Source organism: Caulobacter endophyticus (genome assembly GCF_029543245.1).
GTDB classification, from domain to species: Bacteria; Pseudomonadota; Alphaproteobacteria; order Caulobacterales; family Caulobacteraceae; genus Caulobacter; species Caulobacter endophyticus_A.
This window is the reverse complement of record NZ_JARQWV010000004.1, coordinates 99824-121677: the sequence shown is the minus strand read 5'-3', so window position 1 is coordinate 121677 and position 21854 is coordinate 99824. Positions and strand designations below refer to the sequence as shown.

Annotated in this window: 23 protein-coding genes; 8 read left to right on the top strand and 15 right to left on the bottom strand. The window is 67.1% G+C overall.

What is annotated here, in order from left to right; translation table 11 throughout:
- Positions 1-50 precede the first annotated feature (50 nt).
- Both P7A99_RS05215 and P7A99_RS05210 read left to right on the top strand, forming a co-directional pair.
- Positions 51-1139, top strand: a complete 1089-nt coding sequence (locus tag P7A99_RS05215) for an FAD-dependent monooxygenase (protein WP_277792878.1) — start codon at positions 51-53, stop codon at positions 1137-1139.
- Between the two features lie 190 nt (positions 1140-1329).
- Positions 1330-2220 (top strand): LysR family transcriptional regulator, encoded by an 891-nt coding sequence (locus P7A99_RS05210; protein WP_277792877.1) that lies wholly within the window; start codon positions 1330-1332, stop codon positions 2218-2220.
- A gap of 88 nt (positions 2221-2308) precedes the next feature.
- Here P7A99_RS05210 and P7A99_RS05205 read toward each other — a convergent pair whose 3' ends face one another.
- From P7A99_RS05205 to P7A99_RS05190, 4 genes are all read right to left on the bottom strand, one after another.
- Positions 2309-3190 carry an SDR family oxidoreductase gene (locus tag P7A99_RS05205; RefSeq protein ID WP_277792876.1) on the bottom strand — a complete coding sequence of 294 codons (882 nt, stop codon included), beginning with the start codon at positions 3188-3190 and terminating at the stop codon, positions 2309-2311.
- 143 nt (positions 3191-3333) lie between these two features.
- On the bottom strand, positions 3334-3591 hold the full coding sequence (locus P7A99_RS05200) for an Atu4866 domain-containing protein (protein WP_277792875.1): 258 nt from the start codon (positions 3589-3591) through the stop codon (positions 3334-3336).
- Positions 3592-3615: 24 nt separating this feature from the next.
- Positions 3616-4686, bottom strand: coding sequence for an aldo/keto reductase (locus tag P7A99_RS05195; RefSeq protein WP_277792874.1), 1071 nt, complete (start codon positions 4684-4686; stop codon positions 3616-3618).
- Positions 4687-4936: 250 nt separating this feature from the next.
- The gene (locus P7A99_RS05190; protein WP_277792873.1) at positions 4937-5836 is read right to left on the bottom strand and encodes a LysR family transcriptional regulator; all 900 of its coding nucleotides are present in this window, start codon (positions 5834-5836) and stop codon (positions 4937-4939) included.
- A 119-nt stretch (positions 5837-5955) separates the two neighbouring features.
- Here P7A99_RS05190 and P7A99_RS05185 point away from each other — a divergent pair, with 119 nt between their 5' ends.
- Positions 5956-6348: a RidA family protein gene (locus tag P7A99_RS05185; protein WP_277792872.1), complete on the top strand. Its 393-nt coding sequence runs from the start codon at positions 5956-5958 to the stop codon at positions 6346-6348.
- Between the two features lie 194 nt (positions 6349-6542).
- Here P7A99_RS05185 and P7A99_RS05180 read toward each other — a convergent pair whose 3' ends face one another.
- From P7A99_RS05180 to P7A99_RS05140, 8 genes are all read right to left on the bottom strand, one after another.
- Entirely contained in the window at positions 6543-7241 is a 699-nt protein-coding gene (locus P7A99_RS05180; protein ID WP_277792871.1) for a hypothetical protein, read from the bottom strand.
- A gap of 473 nt (positions 7242-7714) precedes the next feature.
- The gene (locus tag P7A99_RS05175; protein ID WP_277792870.1) at positions 7715-8143 is read right to left on the bottom strand and encodes a GNAT family N-acetyltransferase; all 429 of its coding nucleotides are present in this window, start codon (positions 8141-8143) and stop codon (positions 7715-7717) included.
- 132 nt (positions 8144-8275) lie between these two features.
- Complete coding sequence (locus P7A99_RS05170) at positions 8276-9082, bottom strand: MerR family transcriptional regulator (protein ID WP_277792869.1); 807 nt, start codon at positions 9080-9082, stop codon at positions 8276-8278.
- Positions 9083-9513: 431 nt separating this feature from the next.
- Complete coding sequence (locus P7A99_RS25180) at positions 9514-10437, bottom strand: AcvB/VirJ family lysyl-phosphatidylglycerol hydrolase (RefSeq protein ID WP_431307643.1); 924 nt, start codon at positions 10435-10437, stop codon at positions 9514-9516.
- Positions 10438-11016: 579 nt separating this feature from the next.
- Positions 11017-12615, bottom strand: a complete 1599-nt coding sequence (locus P7A99_RS05155; protein ID WP_277792868.1) for a sensor histidine kinase — start codon at positions 12613-12615, stop codon at positions 11017-11019.
- Positions 12609-12959, bottom strand: coding sequence for a hypothetical protein (locus P7A99_RS05150; RefSeq protein ID WP_277792867.1), 351 nt, complete (start codon positions 12957-12959; stop codon positions 12609-12611). Before P7A99_RS05150 ends, P7A99_RS05155 begins: the two co-directional genes overlap by 7 nt.
- Positions 12960-13066: 107 nt before the next feature.
- Positions 13067-13351 (bottom strand): hypothetical protein, encoded by a 285-nt coding sequence (locus tag P7A99_RS05145; RefSeq protein WP_277792866.1) that lies wholly within the window; start codon positions 13349-13351, stop codon positions 13067-13069.
- A gap of 193 nt (positions 13352-13544) precedes the next feature.
- Positions 13545-14036: a hypothetical protein gene (locus P7A99_RS05140; RefSeq protein ID WP_277792865.1), complete on the bottom strand. Its 492-nt coding sequence runs from the start codon at positions 14034-14036 to the stop codon at positions 13545-13547.
- A gap of 75 nt (positions 14037-14111) precedes the next feature.
- Here P7A99_RS05140 and P7A99_RS05135 point away from each other — a divergent pair, with 75 nt between their 5' ends.
- Entirely contained in the window at positions 14112-15893 is a 1782-nt protein-coding gene (locus P7A99_RS05135; protein WP_277792864.1) for an ATP-binding protein, read from the top strand.
- Positions 15894-16060: 167 nt separating this feature from the next.
- Here the strand turns inward: P7A99_RS05135 and P7A99_RS05130 are convergent, their stop codons facing one another.
- Both P7A99_RS05130 and P7A99_RS05125 read right to left on the bottom strand, forming a co-directional pair.
- Complete coding sequence (locus P7A99_RS05130; RefSeq protein ID WP_165257223.1) at positions 16061-16360, bottom strand: transcriptional regulator; 300 nt, start codon at positions 16358-16360, stop codon at positions 16061-16063.
- Complete coding sequence (locus P7A99_RS05125) at positions 16357-16824, bottom strand: hypothetical protein (RefSeq protein ID WP_277792863.1); 468 nt, start codon at positions 16822-16824, stop codon at positions 16357-16359. The genes P7A99_RS05130 and P7A99_RS05125 overlap by 4 nt, the downstream gene beginning before the upstream one ends.
- Before the next feature lie 428 nt (positions 16825-17252).
- Here P7A99_RS05125 and P7A99_RS05120 point away from each other — a divergent pair, with 428 nt between their 5' ends.
- From P7A99_RS05120 to P7A99_RS05110, 3 genes are all read left to right on the top strand, one after another.
- Positions 17253-17735 (top strand): Hsp20 family protein, encoded by a 483-nt coding sequence (locus P7A99_RS05120; RefSeq protein ID WP_277792862.1) that lies wholly within the window; start codon positions 17253-17255, stop codon positions 17733-17735.
- 11 nt (positions 17736-17746) lie between these two features.
- Positions 17747-18010 carry a hypothetical protein gene (locus P7A99_RS05115; protein WP_277792861.1) on the top strand — a complete coding sequence of 88 codons (264 nt, stop codon included), beginning with the start codon at positions 17747-17749 and terminating at the stop codon, positions 18008-18010.
- Positions 18011-18786: 776 nt separating this feature from the next.
- A complete protein-coding gene (locus P7A99_RS05110) occupies positions 18787-19815 on the top strand; it encodes a PAS domain-containing protein (protein WP_277792860.1) in 1029 nt (342 codons plus the stop codon).
- A 414-nt stretch (positions 19816-20229) separates the two neighbouring features.
- On the opposite strand, the gene P7A99_RS05105 is transcribed toward P7A99_RS05110, so the two are convergent.
- Positions 20230-20523: a hypothetical protein gene (locus tag P7A99_RS05105; RefSeq protein ID WP_277792859.1), complete on the bottom strand. Its 294-nt coding sequence runs from the start codon at positions 20521-20523 to the stop codon at positions 20230-20232.
- A 189-nt stretch (positions 20524-20712) separates the two neighbouring features.
- Here P7A99_RS05105 and P7A99_RS05100 point away from each other — a divergent pair, with 189 nt between their 5' ends.
- The gene (locus P7A99_RS05100) at positions 20713-21030 is read left to right on the top strand and encodes a plasmid stabilization protein (RefSeq protein WP_277792858.1); all 318 of its coding nucleotides are present in this window, start codon (positions 20713-20715) and stop codon (positions 21028-21030) included.
- Positions 21031-21854 lie beyond the last annotated feature (824 nt).

Sequence of the window (21854 nt, the reverse complement as noted above, 5' to 3'; positions counted from 1 at the left end):
CGCCTGCCGTTCCGCCTTTCCAGCCCGGCGGGCGTCAGTAGCCCGTGGACATGCAGTCGCTGGAGGCGGTTCTGGCCGAGCGGGCCGTCGCCATGGGCGCCGATATCCGCCGCGGCTCCCGTGTCGAACACTTCGAAGCGTCAAAGGACGGCGTGGTGGTCCAGGCTGGCGGCGAGCGGCTTTCCGCCCTCTGGCTGGTCGGATGCGACGGCGGACGCAGCGCCGTGCGCAAGGCTGGCGGCTTCGCATTCGTCGGCACCGATCCGGAGTTCACCGGCTATTCGGTCGACGTCGTCCTGGCCGATCCGGAAGCGCTGTCGCCCGGGCGCAACTACACCGCGACCGGCATGTACACCTATGCTCGGCCTGGCGTGATCGCGATGGTCGACTTCGACGGCGGCGCGGCGCACAGGACCCAGGCGTTGACCCTGGACCACGTTCAGAGCGTGCTGCGCCGCGTGTCGGGCGCCGATGTCACCCTTGCCGCGCTGAGCCTCGCCACCACCTGGACCGACCGCGCCTTTCAGGCGACCGACTACCGACGGGGACGGGTATTGTTGGCCGGCGACGCGGCGCACATCCACTCGCCCCTTGGCGGCCAGGGCCTGAACCTCGGCCTCGGCGACGCGCTGAACTTGGGGTGGAAGCTCGCCGCCGTCATTCGCGGCGAAGCGACCATCGACCTCCTCGACAGCTATGGCGTCGAGCGCCGGCCGGAGGGCGCCCGCATTCTCGACTGGTCACGCGCTCAGGTCGCCCTGATGCGGCCCACCCCAAGCACGCGCGCGCTGGAGGCCATCGTCCGTGATCTGATCGCCACCGGCGACGGCGCGACATACTTCGCCGAGAAGGTCTGGAATCTGTCGCTCCATTACGACCTCGGCGGCGGCCATCCGCTGGTCGGCCGCAGCGTCCCGGATTTCGCTTTCGCCAGCGGGCCATCGGTCGGCGTACGCTTGCGCGAGGGCAGGGCGCTGCTGCTCGACTTCGCCCCCGGAGCCCCGCTCGCGGCGCTCGTCGCCCCCTGGCTGGGGCGGCTGTCCTACGTCGCCGGCGAGCCTGAGGACCGATTGGGCCTGAGCGCCGTGCTGGTCCGACCGGACGGTTTCGTTGCTTGGGCGAGCGACGAAGACGGGTAAGCTGAAGGTCTAGTTCAGGCGCTGATCCGATGGGGCGGCGCGTTGAACTGTCCAGCCGGCGACACGAGCTCGGAACGGTTGCGGAGAGGGCGCGCAGGCCCGTAAAGCAGGCAGGTGGTTGTCTGGCCAGCTGAGATGCTGCTGGACGAAGCTGAGGTCGGATCCGTGTCGCAAGCTGAACTTCCAAGCCATGCAGCCTGATCTCAACGCCCTTTCGGTCTTTGCGCTCGTCGCCGAGGAGCGCAGCTTTCGCGCGGCGGCCGACCGCCTCGGCGTCACGCGCTCGGCGGTCAGTCAGACCATGACCCGCTTGGAGGAGACGCTGGGGATCGCCCTGGTTCGACGTACGACCCGTAGCGTCAGCCTGACCGAGGAAGGCGAGCGTCTCTATAGGCAGGTCGCGCCCTCGCTCGCCGAAATGCGCGCGGCCGTGGAGGCGGCGGGCAGCCTCGATGAGCGGCCGCGTGGGCAATTGCGCCTGGCCGTTTCCTCGATCGCCGAACGCTTTCTTTCGGGACCGTTCCTGGCCAGTTTCGCCCGCGCCCATCCCGACGTGCAGCTTGACGTCAACGTGACCGACGAGGAGTTCGACATCGTCGCCGAGGGCTATGACGCCGGGGTCCGCCTAGGCGAGGTCATCGAGCAGGACATGATCGCCATTGCGGTCGCCAGCGAAGAGCGCCAGCTCGCTGTCTGCGCGCCCTCCTACCGGGATCGCTTCGGCGCGCCGGCCCATCCTCGCGACCTGACGGCGCACCGGTGCATCGGCTGGCGGCCTACGCCGAAGTCGGCGCCCTACCGCTGGGAGTTCGCCGAAGGCGGCAAGGAGTTCAGCGTTTCGGTCGAGCCGGAGATCACCACCAACGACATGGCGTTGATGGTCAAGTTGGCGGTGGCCGGCGCCGGGATCAACTTCGGGATGGAGGAGTGCTTCCGCCCCTCTATCGAGCGGGGCGAGCTGGTGCCGCTCCTCGAGGACTTCTGCCCGCGCTTCGCCGGCTTCTATCTCTACTATCCCAATCGCCGGAACCTCTCGCCCAAGCTTCGGGCGCTGGTGCAGCACGTTCGACGCTGGAAGTGATGCGGCGAAATGCAGAGGAGCCGCCTTCCTCCGCCGCGGCCTTTGCCGTCGCTGGGCGAGCGACGGCTGGTGCGGCCGCCGCCTGGCGCTAGGAGACCTTCAGCAGGTGCTCGTAGCCCATCATCCCGAAGACCCGGGCGGTCTGCGCCTCGACCACGTCGTTGACCAGCGGGGCGCCGTAGTCCGAGTAGTCGACGACGGTGCGCATGGGCTTTTCGCCCTTGGGGATCGACAGCACCCGGGCGATCTCGTCGGCGACGCCCTGGACGGGCGCGTCGGCGCCGGCCAGGAGCGCGCGCAGGCCCGGCCCAATGTTGTCGAAGTCGTCCTTGAACCGCTCGTAGCCCTCGACGACGTCCTGGTCGCCCGGATGGACGGCTGACTGGAAGTGGGCGGTGCCGTCCGGGAAGATGCCCGGCATGACGATCACCGTTTCGACGCCGAAGCGGTTGACCTCGTAGGCGGTGACCTCGGCGAGAGCGTCCAGCGCGTACTTGCCGGTGATGTAGGGCCCCACGAACGGCGTGACGATGCGGGTGATCGTGCTGCCGACATAGAGCAGGACGCCGTCGCCCTGCTTGCGCAGCTGGGGCAGGGCGGCGCGGTTGAGCCTGTGGGCGCCGACGACATTGGTGTTGAGGCAGTCGGTCAGCTGCTCGGGCGTGAAGCCCTCGTAGACGCCTATGAAGAGGTGGGCCGCATTGTGGATGACGATGTCCAGGCGGCCATGGTCGGCGACGACCTGATCGACGGCGGCCTGGCAGGAGGCCTCGCTGTGGATGTCCAGGTCGACCACGCGGACATAGCCGTCATGGTCCTGGGCGTAGGTTTCCAGCGCCTCGCGGCGGGCCAGGCTGCGCCCGTTGGGATCGCGCACGCCGGCATAGACCGCGTAGCCCTGGCGGATGAGGGTTTGGGCGGTGAGCAGGCCCATGCCCGTTCCAGCGCCCGAGATGATCACCGTTTTCATCGTGTATCTCCATGATCGCGCTCCAGAGAAGAAGGGATCGCCAGCCTGGAGGCGTGCGCCAGCGATCCCGGCAAGCCGGGGCTTGAGGTTCGTATTGTTTGGATGCTGAGGAGGCGGCCGGGCGTTGGCCCGGCGAGGGGCGGCTAGCGCTCGCGGAAGAAGATCATCCCGCCGTGGTGAAGCTCGTCGGGGGTGACGAACTCGCCATCGGCCGTGAACCCGGTGTCGTCCCAGTAGTCGATGTGGTTGGCGTCGACTTCGTATCGCCCGCGATAGGCGCTCTTCCTGGCCCCGCGCGCTTCGTCGTAGCGGCCGTTGGCGAGCAGTTCCTGGCGGATGCGGCCGTCAGCGGTGACCCACATGCCGACATAGGGGTGCTGTGCAGCTGTCTGCGGCGTCATGGCCGGCTCCTTTCTGCTGAGGTTTCAGCGCCGGGCCTGCAGCGTCGAGGCGCCGAAGATCAGCTGCTGGGCCATGGGGCGGCCGATGAAGCGGTCGGGGAAGATCGGCGCCGGCGCGCTCGCCGCGTTCAGTCGGGCCAGCTGGCCGTCGTCGAGGGACACGTCCAGGGCGCCGAAGTTGTCCTGCGCCTGCTCCAGCGTGCGCGCGCCCATGATCGGCGAGACGACGGCGGGATTGGCCAGGGTCCAGGCGATGGCCACCTGCGAGCGCGAGACGCCCAGTTCCGCGGCGACCTCACCGACGACGTCGGCGATGTCGAGCGAACGCTGATTGAGGTGGCCGGTCGAAGCGATCACGCCCTTGCGGTCGGCCGCTACGTCGGAGCCGTTGTCGTCCGACAAGTCCTCGCGATGGTACTTGCCCGTCAGGATGCCGCCGCCCAGCGGGGACCACGGCATGACGCCCAGGCCCAGCTCGCGCGCCATCGGCATCAGCTCGTGCTCGACGGTGCGCTCGACCAGGCTGTACTCGATCTGCAGGGCCACCAGCGGCGCCCAGCCGCGCAGGTCGGCGATCGACTGGAGCTGCGCGACCCGCCAGGCCGGGGTGTTGCAGATGCCGACATAGAGGACCTTGCCGGCCCGAACGAGATCGTCCAGGGCGCGCAGCACCTCGTCGGGACTGGTGGTGAAGTCCCAGGCGTGGAGGTACATCAGGTCGATGCGGTCGGTGTCGAGCTGGCGCAGGCTGGTCTCGAGCGAACGGACCAGATTGTAGCGGTGGTTGCCGCCGGAATTGATGTTCGAGGGATCGCGCGCCATCGTGAACTTGGTGGCGACCACCATCCGCTCGCGCTTGTCCTTGATGAAGCCGCCCAGCATGCGTTCGGACGCGCCGTCCGTGTAGTTGACGGCCGTGTCCACGAAGTTGCCGCCGCGATCGACATAGGCGTCGAAGATCCGGCGAGCGTCGGTCTCGTCCGCGCCCCAGCCCCAGTCGGAGCCGAAGGTCATGGTTCCCAGCGACAGCGGCGATACGCGAAGCCCGGAGCGGCCGAGCAGGCGGTAGTGGTCGAGAGCGGTCTTGATGGTCATCGCGATCTCCTTTCGGGAGGTTTGGTGGAGGGTTCTTGAGCCGCCGAAGCAGCTGTCGAAACCTAGCCACGCCCCATTGTCGCGATAAGGCAGTCATTGGTGTTCAATATGGTTAGATATTCTAACCAATGCTGACGGCGAGACGGATTTACAGAGCGCGCGGCCGCGCGTCGGATCCGAGCCAAGAAGCCGTGGTGGTGGCCGCCGCCTCCACAGGCCTTTGTATCGGCCGGGGAGGGGGAGTTCCTCTTCAACCCGCCTTGCTGACTTCCCGAACGATGTCGAGGAACGCCCGCAGCGCGGAGGGGACGCTGCGATGTCCAGGATAGTAGACGGCCGCGGCTTCGGTGGCCTGGAGCCACGGCGAGAGCACTTCGCGTAGCTGTCCGGCGGCGAGCGCGGCGGCGGCGGCGGCCTCGACCACGTACGCTACGCCGAGGCCACAGACGGCGGCCTCGACCATCAGCTCCTCGTCGTCGAGCACGACGGGCCCGGTCACATCGACTGAAAGCGCTTGGCCGTTTCGCTCGAAATCCCAGCGATAGAGCCTGCCCCCGGGCAGCCGGTGGCCGATGCACTGGTGCGTCTTGAGATCCTCAGGAGTCTTGGGCGAGCCCGCGCGATCCAGATAGGCGGGCGACGCCACGCAGACAAATCGCATGGGGCGGGTCAACGGCACGGCGATCATGTCCCGCGGAATGGAGCCGACCAGTCGTACGCCGGCGTCGAAGCCGCCGGCCACGATATCGACCAGCTCGCCCTCGACGACGATGTCCATGCTCACCTCGGGGTGGCGGGCGGCCATCAGCGGGAGCACCTCCCTGACGATCAAGGCCGCGCCAACGCGCGGCGCATTGATCCGCACCGCGCCTGTCACCTCGCCGCGAAAGCCGGCGACGCTTTCGAGAGCGTCGTCCAGCGCACCCAGCACCGGCTTCAGCCGGGCCAGCAGTTCCAGTCCGGCCTGGGTGGGCGCGACGCTGCGGGTCGTCCGGTTGAACAGGCGCACGCCAAGCCGGGCCTCCAGCGCGCGGATCGTATGGCTCAAGGTGGAGGGGGCGGTCGCAAGCTCATCGGCTGCTCGACGGAAGCTGCGATGGCTGGCGACCGCCACGAAGGCCGTCAGGTCGGTGATCGAAGGGCGCGACATTAATGGCGATTTCACATCAAGGCGTACTGATTTCAAACTCTAATCAAACAGTCCGCGCCGCCGCATCTAAGCCCCCGTCGACGGACTTTCCGCTGTCGGCCGTAGAAAAGGAGCACCTCATGGCCAAGCGCGACGCGATCTTTCCTAACCCCAAGAACGCCCTCAATGACCTTCACCAATACTCGCCGGCGATCCGGTCAGGCGACCTGCTCTTCGTGTCCGGCCAGGTCGGCGCACGCGGCGACGGTTCGCCCGAACCGGACTTCGAGGCCCAGGTCCGGCTGGCGTTCGCAAACCTGAAGGCGACGCTGGCGGCGGCCGGATGCGGCCTTAACGACATCGTCGATGTGACCAGCTTTCATACCGATCCCGAGAGCCAGTTCGACACGGTCATGGCGGTCAAGAGCGAGGTGTTTCCGCAGGCGCCCTATCCAAACTGGACGGCGCTCGGCGTGACCTGGCTCGCCGGCTTCGACTTCGAGATCAAGGTCATTGCGCGCATCCCTCGATAGCGGGCAGCGAACCCGGGCGGGGCCAAGCCGAACAATGCCGGCCTGGCTCCGGACGCTCGGCGAAAGCAGGCGGAAGAACTGCTTGCCGTAGGAAATTGGCGCTGATCCAACCGCGTCGACATCCTAAGACCGTTTCGCGGGCAATCGCTGGCGCCGCCCTGTTCTGGCGCGAAAGCACCTGATCCTCACGACGCCTAGGACGTGACCCGCACGCCGCTGAAATGGGCCAGAGTGCCGGGCCCGATCCAGAGCGCCACGGCGCCCTTGGCGTCGGCCCCGTGCTTGAGGTCGCTGACGATCAGGGTCGGCTGCTCGGCGCCGTCGACATAAAGGCGGGCGTTGGCGCCGGCCACGACGATCCGCACGCGCGTCCACCGGCCAGACTCGAGATCGACATAGGTCTCGTACTGGGAGGGGGCTTCGGCGCGCAGGCGTTCCCAGGGATAGGCGGGGTGGGAGATGTACTGGAGGGCGTGGTTGCGACGTAACTGGTCTTCGGCCCGACCGTTGGTGGGACGCAGATAGATGGCCTCGAGCTTGCCCTCGTCACGCACCCGAAAGGCCACGCCCACGAAGCCTCTGGCCGTGGCGCTGGCCGTAGCGCTGGGCGCGCCGCTTATCCATGCCTCGATGACGCCGTCGCCGAAGGCGGGCGTGTCCAGCATCACCAGCCGGTCGAGTCCCGGTGCGTTTTCCAATGCCGTAGCGCGCAGGGCCGGACGGCCCCGATAATCCGTTCGCGCCGTCTCAACGCCGATGGCCCGGATCGCTCCGGTCTCCAGTCCCGTCCCGACGACGCGCGGCGCGGCGAGCGCCGCCAGGGACCTGGCCGAGGCGATCGACAGCGCCGCGCCGCCGATCGCGGCTCGACGGGTTTGAGCATTGCCGGACATTGAAGGCTCTTGGTGGTGGGGCGTCGCCAGTTTCATCGTCATGCATGGCCGGATCAAGGCCATGCTTGGCGGCGCTCAACCTGATCCGAAGTGAATGGGCGTCGCCTTCACCATCCACCTGGTCTCAGGCGTGATGAGCGCGCCAACCGCTTGTTCGGCTCGCTGCGTTTGCGCAGGTAGGCCAATGTCTGAAAATGGCGCTAGCGCGCTGCAAGCGTTTCAGCGAAATCGCCATCGGCACGCCTGCACAGCGCCTCGCCAACGCCGACAGTATTGCTCGGGCGCTTAAGCGGGCTGAACAAGCGGGGCTCTACCAAGCCGAGCGTCCTTGGCCGAGGGGAGCGTTCAACTTGCCCGTGGAGAGCGTCTTTGCGCTTCCATTCGGAGCGACCAAGACAAGGATGGTGATCGCCGTCGCGCGCCACCTCGTCCAGGTTACGGTCGCGGCCGCCGCGCCGGTGAGGCAGAGCGCTCTAAACCCGCGCCCGGAAGTGAAAGGCGTCCACCGCCATCCCCTCGCGGAAATAGAAACGGTGGGCCTGCTCGCGGATGACGTTGGAGATCAGCTCCACCTGTGTGCAGTCCAGGCGCCTGGCCTCGGCCTTCAGCCAGTCCAGCAACGCCTTGCCATGGCCGCGTGAGCGCTCGCTCGGATCGGCGACCAGGTCGTCGATGCTCAGCAGCCGGCCGCAATACAGCATGTCCAGCACTCGCCACCCGGCCACGGCCCGGACCACGCCGTCCTCGACCAGCGCGGTCAGCTGATAGCCATCGCTGTCCATCAGCCCCCTGATCCGCGCGACATAGGTCTCGCGGGTCAGCATGGGGCGCAGATGCGCCATGACCTCGAACGTGGCGAGGATCTCGGCATCGGTGGCGGGGCGCTGGAGAGTGGTGGTCATGCGGCGGGGCTTCTTCTTTTGAGGGATCCAAAGCGCGTGTTGCTCTGGCGCGCGACCAACAGGTCGCATGGGTCCAGGGTCGTCTGCTTCGCTGCTGCCTTGGCCGGCCGCCGCGAAGCAGACTTGTTGGTTCTAGTTCGCGGTTTGCGGGTCGGGCATGATACCGGCCGAAATCGCCGCGCCATAGGCTTCGGAGACGAAGTCCATCAGCGCATTGCCCGACCCGGACGCGGCGGTGAACGCCGGCTGCTCATTGGCTTCACGCGCCGCCGCCTTCATTTTTTGGGTCAAGGTCGGGTCGCCGCCCGTCGCTGCGAACACCTTGCCCATCCAGCGGCGCGCGAGATCCATCGCCGCGGGCGAGCGCGGGTCGCCCGCTTGCATCAGCCGCGTTGCTTCCTCGTGCAGCACGGCCCAGTCGGTGTCTGGCTTGTCCATGCCCTGGTAGCCATTGGACGCCAGCGTCGCTCGGTCGTCAGGCGTGAAATGCTTGTTGGCGATCGCCTGGTAGGCGGCGGCCAGATCCTGTGTGCGTTCTTCGGTCATGGCTATTTCCTTGGTGAGGTTCATCAGGTCATCCGAGGAGAGGTCGCCATGCCGTGCGAGCTTGAGCCGGGCCGCTGACAGAAGGCTGAGCGCCACCTCGACCCGCCTTGCTTCCTGTCGCAGCACGTCTTCGTGCAGCTCCAGAAACCTCGCCAGGTCTGGGAGGCCGCCCGCCAGCAGTTCGGCGATCCGACTGAGCGGAAAGCCGAAGCTCTTGAGCGCGATAATCTGATGCAGGCGCGCGATCTGCTCAGGGCCGTAGACCCGCCAGCCGGCGAGGGTCCTTTCGGCTCGAAGCAGTCCGTGGGCCTCGTACAGCCGCAGGGCCTTGCCGCTGACGCCGAAGCGACGGGCAGCTTCAGCAGAGCGGAGATACGCACCAGTCTTGGTCATGTGACGCCTTCCTCGAACGCTTTGCTGTATCCGGCCGGCCCTTGGGGCCGGTGCAAGCGGAAAAGCGCCGTTCGTCATCGCGGCCGACCGCAGTCGGCCACCAGGCGGCTGTTGCAAATCCTCTAGCCGCCGGGACAACCGGGCAACGCCGGCCGGGACCTTCACGGCGATCGGCCAGAGCAGCGCCGCGCCAGGCGGGCGAAGCTACCTCTACGTTCTCGTCGAGCCCGACATTTCGGTCGCCACCGCGGACAATTTCGAGGGACCTGATCTCAGCCAGGCGGCCAAGGCGTCCGCACGGCTTTGGGCGGCCGGTTTGTAGAGGAGCGCCCTGACTGGCGTGGGGCGCAAGCCTCGCGCAGGTGTCTTGTCTCCGGCGCGGGACGAAGTTCTGCTAAGCCGCCCCGCTGAGGCCTTGTCCCGCTTGCGCGTTATGGCGCCGGTGAGAGATTGGCCGCCTGGCTCAGGGTTTGGCCGACCGTGTCGTAGTCGCCGTTGAAACGGTGGTCGCCGGGCAGGCCGATCTTGCGCACCTGGGCTGGGAAGGTCGGGCAGGCGTCGGCGTGTTCCTGCGAGCCGTAGACGCATACGATCTTCAGGTCGCTGAGCGAGGCCAGGACCGGCGCGATCGGGTAGCTGTCCTTGGCTCCGACGTCGAGCCAGTCGCCGGGGTGGAACTCAAGCTCGCCGGTGGAGTCAGTCCCCAGCAGGGCGACGATGCGGACCTGGCCGCGCAGGTCGGCGGGCAGGTGCTGGGCGATGATCGGCAGGACGTCGGCCCCGAAGGAGTAGCCGGCAAGGATCGCCCGCTGCTTGCCCCAGGCGGCCTGCCGAACCTCCTGGTGATCAAAGGCCGAAGGGCGACGAACGAAGACCAGGGCGCGCGAACCTTCCTGCACCAGGGTTTGGCTCGGCGCGAACACCGCGCGCGAAAGGCCCAGGCGTCCGAATTCCAGCATGTCCGGACGATCGATCGCGTTGCCGATCTGGTTCCAGTGCGCGAGGTCGGTCGAATGGAAGACCGGCAGGCCGGGGAACCAGGCGAAGGTCGAGCTGACGAAGTAGAAGTCGCTGCCGACTCTCATGACGGCGGGGTCGGGATAGGCGCCCTTGAGGATGGGGTTCGCGTACTGACCCGGGGTGGGCTTGAAGGCTGCATCTGACGGATCGGCGCCCTCGTACTCGAACCATTCGAAGGTTGCGCTGGCTGTTTTTGCCGGCGCTTCAGCGGCCTTCGCGGAGGTGAAGGCAAGCGCTGAGGCCATGCCGGCGGCCAGGAGCAGCGTGAGGTGGAACGCTCGTCCAGGCGGGCGGTGGGCGTCGGGCCGGGAGCGTGGGCGAACAGGTTCGAACATGTGTTTCCTCTGTGTCGCCTGCAGCTGACGTGCGGTTCTTTTTATGTCAGGCAAAAGCGGCCCTGGGGGTGCCGGAACTCGGCGGCGATGCGATCCTAGCTCGCCTGAATCAAATGGTAACGTTAACGTGGGTGGTCCTGCGCGTCCCTCCGCGGCGCCATTGCCCTCGAGCGTGAGCGTCTTGTCGGAGTAATGTCGCAGGCTGTGCTGGCATCGCATCGAGGTGGGGCGGGCAGGGCGGCGGCATTGTCTGCAGTCTGGCCCGTTGGCGTCGATCGCAGGCCGCCGCGCTCAGGCTGTTGTCGGCAAGCGCTGTTCTTCTTCTGGCCATGGCCATAAGCTTGGCGACCCAGAACCCCTGGCTGATCGGGGCGCACGCCTTGGGACCCGGTGGCGCAGTGGCCGCGGAGCTTGGCGAGTTGGCGGCTCTGGGCGCAGGTCTTGCGCCCATGGGTCGCCCCGCCGGGGCTGGCTATGCGGCTCTGGCCGCCGCCGGATCAAAGAGGCGCTTTCTCAAGGCTCGCCGGCGCTGGCCGGCAAGCGCCCCCGCCAGCGCGCCAACGCGGCGGCTTCGCGCTGCTAAGCGGCCTTGTCGAGCACCATATCGACCGACAGGCCTTCGCCGCGCCAGTCGAAACGGATCTGAGCGCCGAGCTGTCGGGCCAGATTGGCCATCAGCCGTGAGCCAAAACCCTTCCGCGTCGGCGCGGCGATGGGCGGACCTCCATGCTCCTGCCAGTGGAGCGACCAACGGTTCAAGCTTCCCGACCAGCGCACGTCTACGGCGCCGTCATTAGACGACAGCGCGCCATATTTTACAGCGTTGGTCGCCAGTTCATGAAGGATCATGCTGAGCGGCTGAATCTGTTCGGCCGACAGGGCGACCTCCTCGCCCGAAAGCCGCAGTCGGCTCCCAGGCGTCAGTGTGGACGAAAGCTCCTCGCGCACCAGCTGAGCCATGGTCCCGCCGCGCCAGTTGCTCCTGGCCAGGGCGGCCTGGGCGCGCGACATCGCGTCGATCCTGCCGTGGAGCGCCTGACGCAGGGCCTTCTGATCGGCCGCGTCCGTCAGGCGGACGACCGACTGGATGACCGCAAGAGAGTTGCGCGCGCGATGGTCGACCTCGCGCATCAATAGCTGGCTGGTCTCCTCGGCCTGCTTGCGGGCGGTGATGTCCGTCGCGGTTCCAGCCACCCGTACGCAACGGCCCTGGCTGTCGAACAGGCCGCGGCCCTTGGCGGCGACCCAGCGCACCACGCCGTCGTCGGCGCCCACGGTGCGATATTCCACGTCGTAGAGCGCCCGCCGATCCGGGTCTGCGGCCGCGACATAGGCGGCGGTAGTGGCCTCGACATCGTCAGGATGCAGGCCGTTGTAGAAATCACTCAGCGATACAGCCCGTCCCGGAGCGACCCCAAACAGGGCCCGGACGCGGTCGTCCCAGTAGAGCGCGCGATGGCCATGCTCGACGTCCCACAGACCAATCTCGCTGAACTCGGTGGCTAGGCGAAGCCGCGTCTCGCTTTCATGTAACGCGCGCTCGCTCCTGGCGCGCTCGACGAAGGCCCAGGATCGTTCGGTCGCCTCGCGTACCAAGGCCAGTTCCTGGTCCGACCATATATGCGGCGTTTTGCGATGCACCGCCATGAGGGCGCTTAGGCGACCGTTGCGGATCAGCGGCATGCAGATCGTCGAGGCGATGCCGATGGCCTGGAATGTCGCCGCCTCGTGCGGGGCGATCTCGACGCGGTTGTCGTTGATGACGAGGGCAAGGCCGCGCGACAGGTTGTCCACCGCCGCGCGTCCGAAATCCGCCAGTCGATAGCGACCGACGATCGACTTCGAACCAGGGGCGGTCCAGTCGCCACGGATCGAGAAGTCGTCCTGGTTTTCGTCCATGTCGGCGTAGGCGCAGATGTCCACCTGCAGCTGCTTGCCGACAAGCTCGGTCGCGCGCGCCATGACCCCCTCGGCGCTTGCCAAGGCCGAGGTTGTCTGCGTGAAGCGATCCAGAAACAGCAGCGCGGTCTGACTTTCTTGCCGCGACGCCCGCTCGAGCGCAGCCGATGTCGTTTCGATGCACACGCAGAGGACGCCGGGGATCTCCTCATCGACCGCAATGGCGCTGTAGGAAAAGGTGAACCAGGCGGGCTGTTCGACGCCGTCGCGGCTTAACAACACCCTATGGTCCTCGAAACGGCTGGGCTGCCGGCGAACGCCGCCTCGATGACCGGGCCGATCCGCGTGCGCACTTCGGGCCAGACCTCGAAGAAGGGGCGGCCAAGCGCCCAGGGATGCTTGGAGCCGAGGATGGCCCGATAGGCGTCATTGTAGACCAGGGCGCGCGAGGGGCCCCAGAGCAGGAACATCGGCAGCGGCGCGTTCAGCACGACCGCGGCCTGCTGGCGCAGAGCCTCAGGCCAGTCGCGCGGATGACCCAATGGACCATTCCAGCCCGCGTCGCTCGCCATCAGTTGGGCGACGTCACCCGTCGTTCTCGCCAGGAAGGCGATGGATGTCATGACTTAGCGCCCCTCCATGCGCGCGATCAGGTCGCAGCCAGCAGTTCCCGAAAGCTGAACGTCAAAGCCAAGCTTTGGGTTGCCCGACCTCCGTTCACGACCGCGCGTCACCCGCTCCTGGCAAGACGGCCCAGGGCGCCGACCGAGCGGATCAGCACCGGGCCGGTCGAAATCTTCCGCTGCAGCGCCACGGCCAGTTCCGTCCCGTCCTCGAGCCTTAACCGAAGAGCGCGCGCGGCTACGGCTTCCTGAAGCTTCGCATCGGGCCCTTCCACGACGCCGGTCGCCGAGCGGCGGCGGCCTCCGAGGGTCAGGACGAGCGTATAGCTTACTGGGAAGGTCAGGCCCGGAGCGGTCAGCACCCCCTTGCCGCTCAGGCGATTGGTGGTCACCAAGTGGGGGCTCCTCGTCCGAAGTTCTCGCGCTCGAGCCTTAGGGCCGCTTCAGGCGCAAGACGCCGCGATCCTTGGCCCTCGCCAGAAAGGGCCCCAAGGCGATCGCCGCCAGCCCGACAGTGGTCGAAGGCGACATGTTTGACGTCCTTGGAACGGCGACCGGCAAATGGCAACCCCCAGTCTCGCCGAGTCATGGCGCGAACCTAGCGGGCAGACCCGGACTGAAAGCCCCCTCGGCGGACGCTGCGGGCAGGGCGCCGGCGCGGATGCTCACCTGCAGAGCGTGCAGATAAGGGTTGTGCGGCCGCGGCCAGGGGGTCGGGTCGCGCGTCTTGCGCGGGGCGACGCGGCGGTCCTTGGCCTGACCGTCGCGCACATCGGTGTCGCCGCCCCGCTGCTCGGCGACCGTGGTTTCCCAGCGATAGTCCGTCCGGCCTTGCGGAAGGTAGTCGTGGCAGACCGGGACGGGCGCCGCCAGCACCGCTCCAAGCCTTTGCGTGCTCCGCAGATCGGGAGCGTAGGCGATTGTCGAAAGAACTCGGAAGCGTCTCGATCCGGCGTGGCTTGCCGCCTTCAGCACCCGGTCTGCTTGCGCTTGCAGCGCATGGCGGGTGCGAACAGCCGGCTTACTGGCAATAACATTTGATAATTTCTCGCCCCTCCGCGCGGCATTACTGATCATTCGCGACGGATTGTCGCGGGTCGACCTGCCTCAACATTATCGAACTGTTAAAGCGCCGGGGCCGAGCATGTCCGGATGCGACAGGAAGACTGGTATGGCATTGCTCACCGAAGGGTGCGGGAGTTCCCCCTTCGGCTTTTCTTCAGCGTCGGCATCGCCGCGGCGATCTATCTCAACCACGCCAGCGCCTGGCCTGCGGTCTGGCTGGTCGCGACCGTGGCGGCTCAACTCGTCACCTCGTGGCTTTCCCGGCCGATGCGCAAGGCTGGCTGTCAGCCGAGCGAAGCGCGCAAGCGGCTGTTCATCGGGTCGGTGGCTCTGAGCACCGCCATCTTCGCAAGCGTGGCCCCGGCGGCCTGGTTCAACGAAGGGTGGCAGGGCCGGGTGTTGGCCGTCACGGTGCTGGCCGGGGGCGTGATGAACGTTCGGCTTCACGCCAGTTCTTCGGCGGCCATGCTCTGGGCGGGTACGACCCCGTTCATCTGCCTGCTGATCGGCTTGCCGATCTATTCTCTGGCCACCGAACCGGGGAAAGGGGCCGCGGCCTTCGTCTGCCTGGCCAACCTCATGTATGTAGCGCATCTGGCGGCGGCGACGCGGCGGGGCCTGGCCGACGCCCGGGCGGTCGCGACCTCGCTGGCCCTGGCGCAGCAGACCGCCGACGCCCTGAAGGAGGCTGCGGCCAAGGCCGACGCGGCCAACGACGCCAAGTCGCAGTTCCTGGCCAATATGAGCCACGAAATCCGTACGCCCCTCAATGGCGTGCTGGGCGTCGCCGGCGCTCTGGCGCGCACGCCGCTGACCCAGGCTCAGCGGAGCATGGTCGAACTGGTCGAAACCTCCGCCAGAACCTTGGAAACCCTGCTGACCGACATCCTGGACCTGGCCAGGATCGAGGCGGGGAAGTTGGAATTGCGGGCCGAGCCGTTTGACCTCGCGGCGTCGGTGGGGGCTTGCGCCGAACTTTTCGACGCGGCCGCCCAGGCCAAGGGTCTGGATCTCACGGTCGACATCGGCCCGGACGCGGCAGGGATCTTCGTTGGCGACGCCATCCGCATTCGGCAGGTCGTGACAAACCTCCTCAGCAACGCGGTCAAGTTCACCTCGGCAGGCCAGGTGCGCCTTTCGGTGAGGGTTGCTGAGACCAAGACGAATTCGACGGTCATATTCGAGGTTTGCGACACCGGCATCGGCTTCGACGAGAAGACCAAGGCGCGGCTGTTTTCCCGCTTCGAGCAGGCCGACGGCTCCAACACCCGCTCATATGGAGGAAGCGGGCTGGGACTGGCGATCTCCCAGTCATTGGCCCAGGCGATGGGCGGCAGGCTCGAGGCCGAAGGGCGCTGCGGCCAGGGGGCGACCTTCACCTTCGCCGCGCCGTTGCCCCGCGGCCCGGCCCCGGCGCATGAGGCGGCGGCGCCGGCGGGCTGCGACGCCCAGGTGCCCCTGGCCGGCATGCGCGTCCTTCTCGCCGAGGATCATCCCACCAACCGCCGGGTGGTCGAGCTGATCCTCGGCGCCACGGGGATCGACCTGATCAGCGTCGAGAACGGCGCCGAAGCGGTGGCGGCCTATCAGCACGGCGCTTTCGACATGATCCTGATGGACATGCAGATGCCGGTCATGGACGGCCTGACCGCCATCAGGCGTATCCGCGCGCTGGAGGCGGCCGAGCGCCGGCCGCGGACACAGATCCATGTACTGACCGCCAACGCCATGCCCGAACACGTCCAGGCGTCGCTCGCGGCGGGAGCTGACGGCCATCTGTCCAAACCGATCCAGGCGAGCCTGTTGATCGAGCGCTGCGGCGCCGTGTTCGCGCCAAGGCCTGACCTCGCGCGAGCCGCTTCGGAGTGAGAGGCCTCAAACCGGCATGCGCGCGTCCCTCGACGATTGCGGCGGGCCTGGACGCACGGCGAGGGTCTGCCGGCTAACGCCCCGGACCCGTCATGGCCCAGGATGCGACGCGGCGCGAGGTTCGCAGCGGTCAGGCCGCTTCAGCGACATTAGCCGCCCACGAGCGCTCAGACCCCGGGTACGCCCTCCATCATCGCCTTCAGCGCGGCCAAATGGCCTTTCACCGCCTTTCGGCCGGTGGAGGTCAGCGCCGTCCAGGTGCGAAGCCGGCCCTCCGAAGGGCTCTTGCTGACCTTCAGATAGCCCGCTTCCTCCAGGGTCTTGATGTGCTTGGAAAGCACCGATTCCGAGACGTCCAGCGCCTCGCGAAGGGTGGCGAAATCGATGGTGTCGACGCTCGCCAACATACAGCAGATCTGCAGGCGGTTGGGGGCGTGGATGACCGGGTCGAGGACGGCGAGGCTCACAGGTTGACGCCGTCGCGCAGGTCGCGGCGGAAAGCGGCCTCCCAGACGAAGCCTCCGATCGTGACCGCCGAGGCGGCGATGGCCCCGATGACGAACGGCGCTGCGGCCAGGGCGTGATCGCGCGCCAGCCACGCCGAGAGCAGGATCGACAAGGCCGTCAGAACCGCCAGGCCGACGGCGACCCAGCGGGTGCGGCCGGCGCGGTAGCCGCTGACCCACATGCCGGTATGGCGCTTGTAGGCCCTCACCAATAGAGCCAGGCCCAGGAGGAAAGCCAAGTAGTAGCCGATCATCAGCGGGAAGGCCTGGCCCTGCACGGCGACCAGGCCGCCCATCAACAGCCCCAGGGCAGGATGATACCAGATCGGCGCTCTGGCGCGGCGGGCCAGATCAGTGCTGACAGCCTTGACCTTAGCCAGCATATGGACGGCTTCGGCGGGATCGATCGACGGGGTGGGGCCCACAGGCGTCTCCTTACTTTCCATATTGGAAAGCTACCGATCACTTTCCGCTATGGCAAGTGTAAACTTTCCGAATTGGAAAGTGACCTGGGGCGAACGTGCGAAGATCTCGCGACGCGTCGTCGCCTGCGGGCGCCCTGTCGACGGCCGCCAGGCCCCGGGCGTGCCCGAAGCGATCCGTCGTTGACTTCGACGCGGCTTGCGACGGCGCGTTGTCGGCGTCACGGCCGGTCGCCGAAAGGCGGAAGAACCGCTCTCGGCGGGAGCGGCAAGCGCGGTGCGTGAGCGACTTTTCCCCACGGCGTCTTGACGAATTTGCGCGCTGTCCTAATTCAACGCCTGCTTGCCGGACGCCGACAGCGCCCGGATCGGGGGCGGCTGACGCCTGTTCAACGCCCCCTCATGTCCAACTTGCTTTCGAGGAGATGGAAATGAGCACCGCTATTGATCTGGCGCCCCTCTACGGCTCGATGATCGGCGTCGATCGCATGGCTGACCTGATCGAGACCGCTCTGCGCGGCGACGCCAGCGCGCCTTGTCCGCCCTTCGATGTCGAAATGACCGGCGAGGGCGCCTATCGTATTTCCCTGGCGGCGGCTGGCTTCTCGCCAGCGGATCTGCAGGTCGTCACGCAGGCCAATCTGCTGGTGATCAGCGGGCGTAAGGCGACAGGCCACGGACAGCAGGCCAGGACCTATCTGCACCAGGGGCTGGCGCAGCGTCCCTTCGAGCTTCGGTTTCAGCTGACCGACCACGTCATCGTCAGCGGCGCGAGCCACGCCCATGGGATGCTGGTGATCGACCTTGCGCGCCAGGTCCCCGAGGGGCTCGAGCCCCGCCAGATTCCGATCAAGCCGGGGCCGGATCGATCAGCGCCGCTGCGCCAAGCCGCGTCCTCCCAGAAGGCCGCCTAGGGAGGCTCGTCGTGGACAGAGACATCAGGACGACGGAGCGGGCGCGACGCTGGCCAGCACGTCCCGCCGTCGGCTTTCTCCACCCGCTGGAGGTGCTCAAGGACGGTGAACTTGATCCGGCCGAAAAGCGCGAGATACTGGCGGCCTGGGCTTCCGACGCCAGCGCCGTCGAGCACCGGCCCAGTCAAAGATGGCTCTTGGGAACGCCGGCGCCTGTGCCGCTCAGCGAGGTATTGTCCGCACTGAGCCGCCTGGATCGCGACAGCTTCTCTTGAGTTGGGGCAGGCGGCCGACCTTCGCAGGTCGGTCGCCACTTCATCGATCTGAACCAAACTATGCCAATGCCTACCTATATTTTTGTCGAGCCGTCAGGAAACGGCTGGATTGTCCGTGGCGACTTCGAGGCCAGTCCTAGCAACTTCGCCACCGGCGCCCGCGCCGAACAGGCCGCGCGGGAACTTTGTCACAGCCTGGCGCAAGCGGGCGAACCGGTGGTTCTGGAAATTCGGCTTCGTAACGGCGAGCGCGCCGGACGTTTTCTTTTTCCACCCTGCCAGGGGGACTGTGCGGAGCCTTCAGCGATGCGGGCCTAACCTGCGCGCGGGCTGCAGATCTGGCCGCCGGAGGGCTTTGGCGCGACCTGTCGGCGAGATCCCGCTCCCGTTCGCGATCGAGCCCTTCCAGTATGATCCCTCGGCAAGCACCGTGAACATTCATGGGGGCGGCCTGGGCCGAGACGCCGTTGCCCGGACCGGTGCGCCGGCTTGAAAGATCAGCGCCCCGCGCGGCCGTGCGGCTTGTCGCACTTGGAGGGGCTCGATCTGAACTGATCGACCGAGCGACTGGACGTTATCGGCCTGTCAGCGACGCCTGGGGCGCGGGCGGATACCCCACACAGGGGTCGAGCGCTTGCGCTTGCAGCGCCGCGAACCTCAAGGTCGAGCCTCAACCGACATTCAGGCGCGAGGTTGATCCTCATCGACGCCCAGCAACCCCCGACGCGGCTTGGCGTTAGCCCCGAACGATCATCCGGCGAGGGAGGAAGAAGTCTTTGAGCGACGGGCCGCATCTCTCGACCGTTCACGCTGATCGCCGCGACCTGGTGTTCTTCGCCGTCGAGCGGGCTAGCACCCCCATAATCATATGCGATCCATCGAAGGACGATAACCCGATCATATTGGCTAACGCGGCATTTCTGAATCTGACGGGATATCGGCTCGACGACGTCATCGGCCGGAACTGTCGTTTCCTTCAAGGCCCGTCGACGTGCTCTCAGGCGGTCAGAGTCCTGCATGAGGCGGTCAGGCAGGCGCGCCCGGCGGAGGTTGAGATCCTCAACTATCGAAAAGACGGTTCCACGTTCTGGAACCGCGTCAATCTTAGTCCGGCTCATGACGAACAGGGGGGCTTGGCCTATTTCTTCGCCTCCATCGTCGATGTCAGCATTGAGCGCCAAGCGAGCGAGCTGGCGCGAGAGGAAAACCGCATTCTTCTTCGGGAGGTCGACCATCGGGCGATGAACGCGCTGGCGATCGTCGAAGGGATCGTACGACTTAGCCGAGCGCGGGACGCGGCCCAGTATGCCGCCGCTGTGCAGCGACGGGTCCAAGCTCTGGCCAGGACCCATGCCTACCTGTCGGAGCGGCACTGGCGAGCCGCCCCGTTGCATGAGCTTTTCGAGCTGCAGATCGCGCCGTTCGATGCTAGCCGCGCCACCTTTGATGGACCTGAAATCCACATCGGGGCGCCGCTGGTCCAGCCGCTGGCGCTGGTCCTGCACGAGATGCACGCCAATGCTGCGACCCATGGCTGTCTTTCTACGCCGCAGGGCTTACTCGTCGTACGCTGGATGCCAAGCGAAACCGGGCGTGGTTTTACGATGGTTTGGGATGAGGTCGGCGGGCCGCCGCCAGTCGAGCCGAGGCCTTCGGGGTTCGGTTCGGCGATGATCGGCGCCATCATCAGGCGCCAACTACGAGGCAGGGCGCGGCTCAACTGGCGACCAAGCGGACTGCGGGCCGAGTTCACCGTCCCCGACGTCATGTCCGAGCCAAAGTCCTTCAGGATCGCGCAGGACTGATCCCCACGCGCCGGCGCGGGCCGTCCTGGAGTCTGAGGGCGGCCGAGCGGGGAAGGCGGAGGCCCCTTGTCCGTCATGCGCCCCGCAGACGGCGATGGGACTTGGATCCGGCGCTCGCCGCATCGAGGCGGCTAGGTCGTGCGCTCGAACACCAGAAGGCTGGAGGTCGCGGTGGCGTCAATCCTCCCTCTGGCGTCCTTGACCGAGGCCTCGGCGAAGGCGGCGCGGCGGCCCAAGGCCACCACTCGGCCCTCGGCGCGCGCCAGGCCCGTGTTGTCCGTCAGGGGCCGATGATAGGAAATTTTCAGCTCAGGCCGCCGGTGGCGGCGGCGACGAGAACGAGGCGGCGGTCGGGATGGGTCATCGGGGCTTCAAGGAAAAGGGCCGCTCGAAAGGAGCGGCCCATCATCCGATCTAACGTTCGGCGCCGCCGTCGCCGGTGCGGCCCGGCTGCAGGTCGCCGCCGGTGTCGACGCCGCCGACCGAGCCGTTGTTGGGGTCGTCCTGGCCGGTCCCTTCGCTGCCTTCGTTGGCGCGTCGATCGCGATCAGCTTGCTGGTTCTGCTGGCCCGGCTGAGGCTGCTGGCGCTCGTCCGACTGCTGCTGCGGCGAACGGGTCTCGCCCTGCTGGTTTTGCTGCCCGGCCTGCTGGCGCTGGGCGTCGTTCGGCTGTTGTTGCAGGCCGTTATTGTCGCGGTTCTCGTTCATGGTCGTGTTTCCGTCCCTGGCCTCGCCGAGGATCGGCAAGGTACGGCAGCAACGGGGCGCGACGACCTACGTTCCTCTCAGCGTCAAAGGTTTCCCAAGCTAAACCTTTGACTTTGCTTTAGGAACGCCTGGTTGGTCAGGGAGCTGTCGTAGGGCGGACGCATGGTCCGCGTCCATCAGGAGGATGACATGCCCCGAGGTGACAAGAGCGCCTATACCGACAAGCAGGAGCGCAAAGCCGACCACATCGCCGAGTCCTACCAGGACAAGGGCGTATCGACCAAGGAAGCCGAGCGAAGGGCTTGGGCGACCGTCAACAAGGACGACGGCGGCGGCAAGAAATCAGGCTCCGGCCGAGGCAAGGACACCGGCCGTCCGGCGGCCCACAAAGGCGGCAGGAAAGGTGGCGAGGCCTCGGCCGGCCGCAGCGCCGCCGAGCGGTCAGCCTCGGCCAAAAAAGCCGCCGCCACCCGCAAGCGCAACGCCGAACATCACACCCATCGTTGATGGTGGGGTGGCGGTTGGTGAGGCGGAAGCCGGGTCGGCGTCGCAAGGGGCGCCCAGCGCCTGTTCCGGCCCGCCCGCGCGTGAGACTGATGAGCAGGTCGTGGGCGTCATAGGACAGCGGCGGGGCGGGCGTGGCGCCGCGGCGGACCTCCGGCGCGTCGACGCCATAGAGACGGATGCGGTCAGGGCCGCAGCGCAGGGTGTCGCCGTCATGGACGGTCCGGCGTCTGGGAGAGGCAAATAGGCGGCAGAAGCGTCGGTGGGAAGTGCGGGGGCGCGCGAGGCGCTTCTCGCGCCGAATCCAAAAGGGCGTCTTTACCGCCCCTCAGCGCGCTCACCCGTCGAGCTGGAGGTCGCGAAGTACAAAATTGTACGTCTGAGGGCGACGAGAGGGATGATCGCGACGCAGGCCATAGCCCAGACGACAGCCAGGCACAGCAGTTGCAGCACCGCCATCCCGACAATACACCGCCGGCATTCTGGCCGATCCGCAGCGCTTGGGCGTCGAGAGCGCGACCGGCTGATAATGCGGGAGACGACCAGCATGGCCCGATGAATCCCATGGATTTGGTCGTGGCGCAACTTGTAGGCGAAGTTGCGCGAGGAATATGGAGCCGATCGCGCGCTCGCCGAGGGCTCTGCTAGACGCCGCTGGAGGTCGCAAGCCAGCCGACCGGGACGACCAGCGCCGCGGCGCTGCACAGTCAAAGATGTAGCGCCGGACACCTCGAAGCGGGCGCGGTCGACGTGCCCGCGCCGACAGTCCACAGCCGCCCAGAGTGTAAGTCCCGTTCGGAAATGGGCCGCGGCGCATGGGTTCAGTG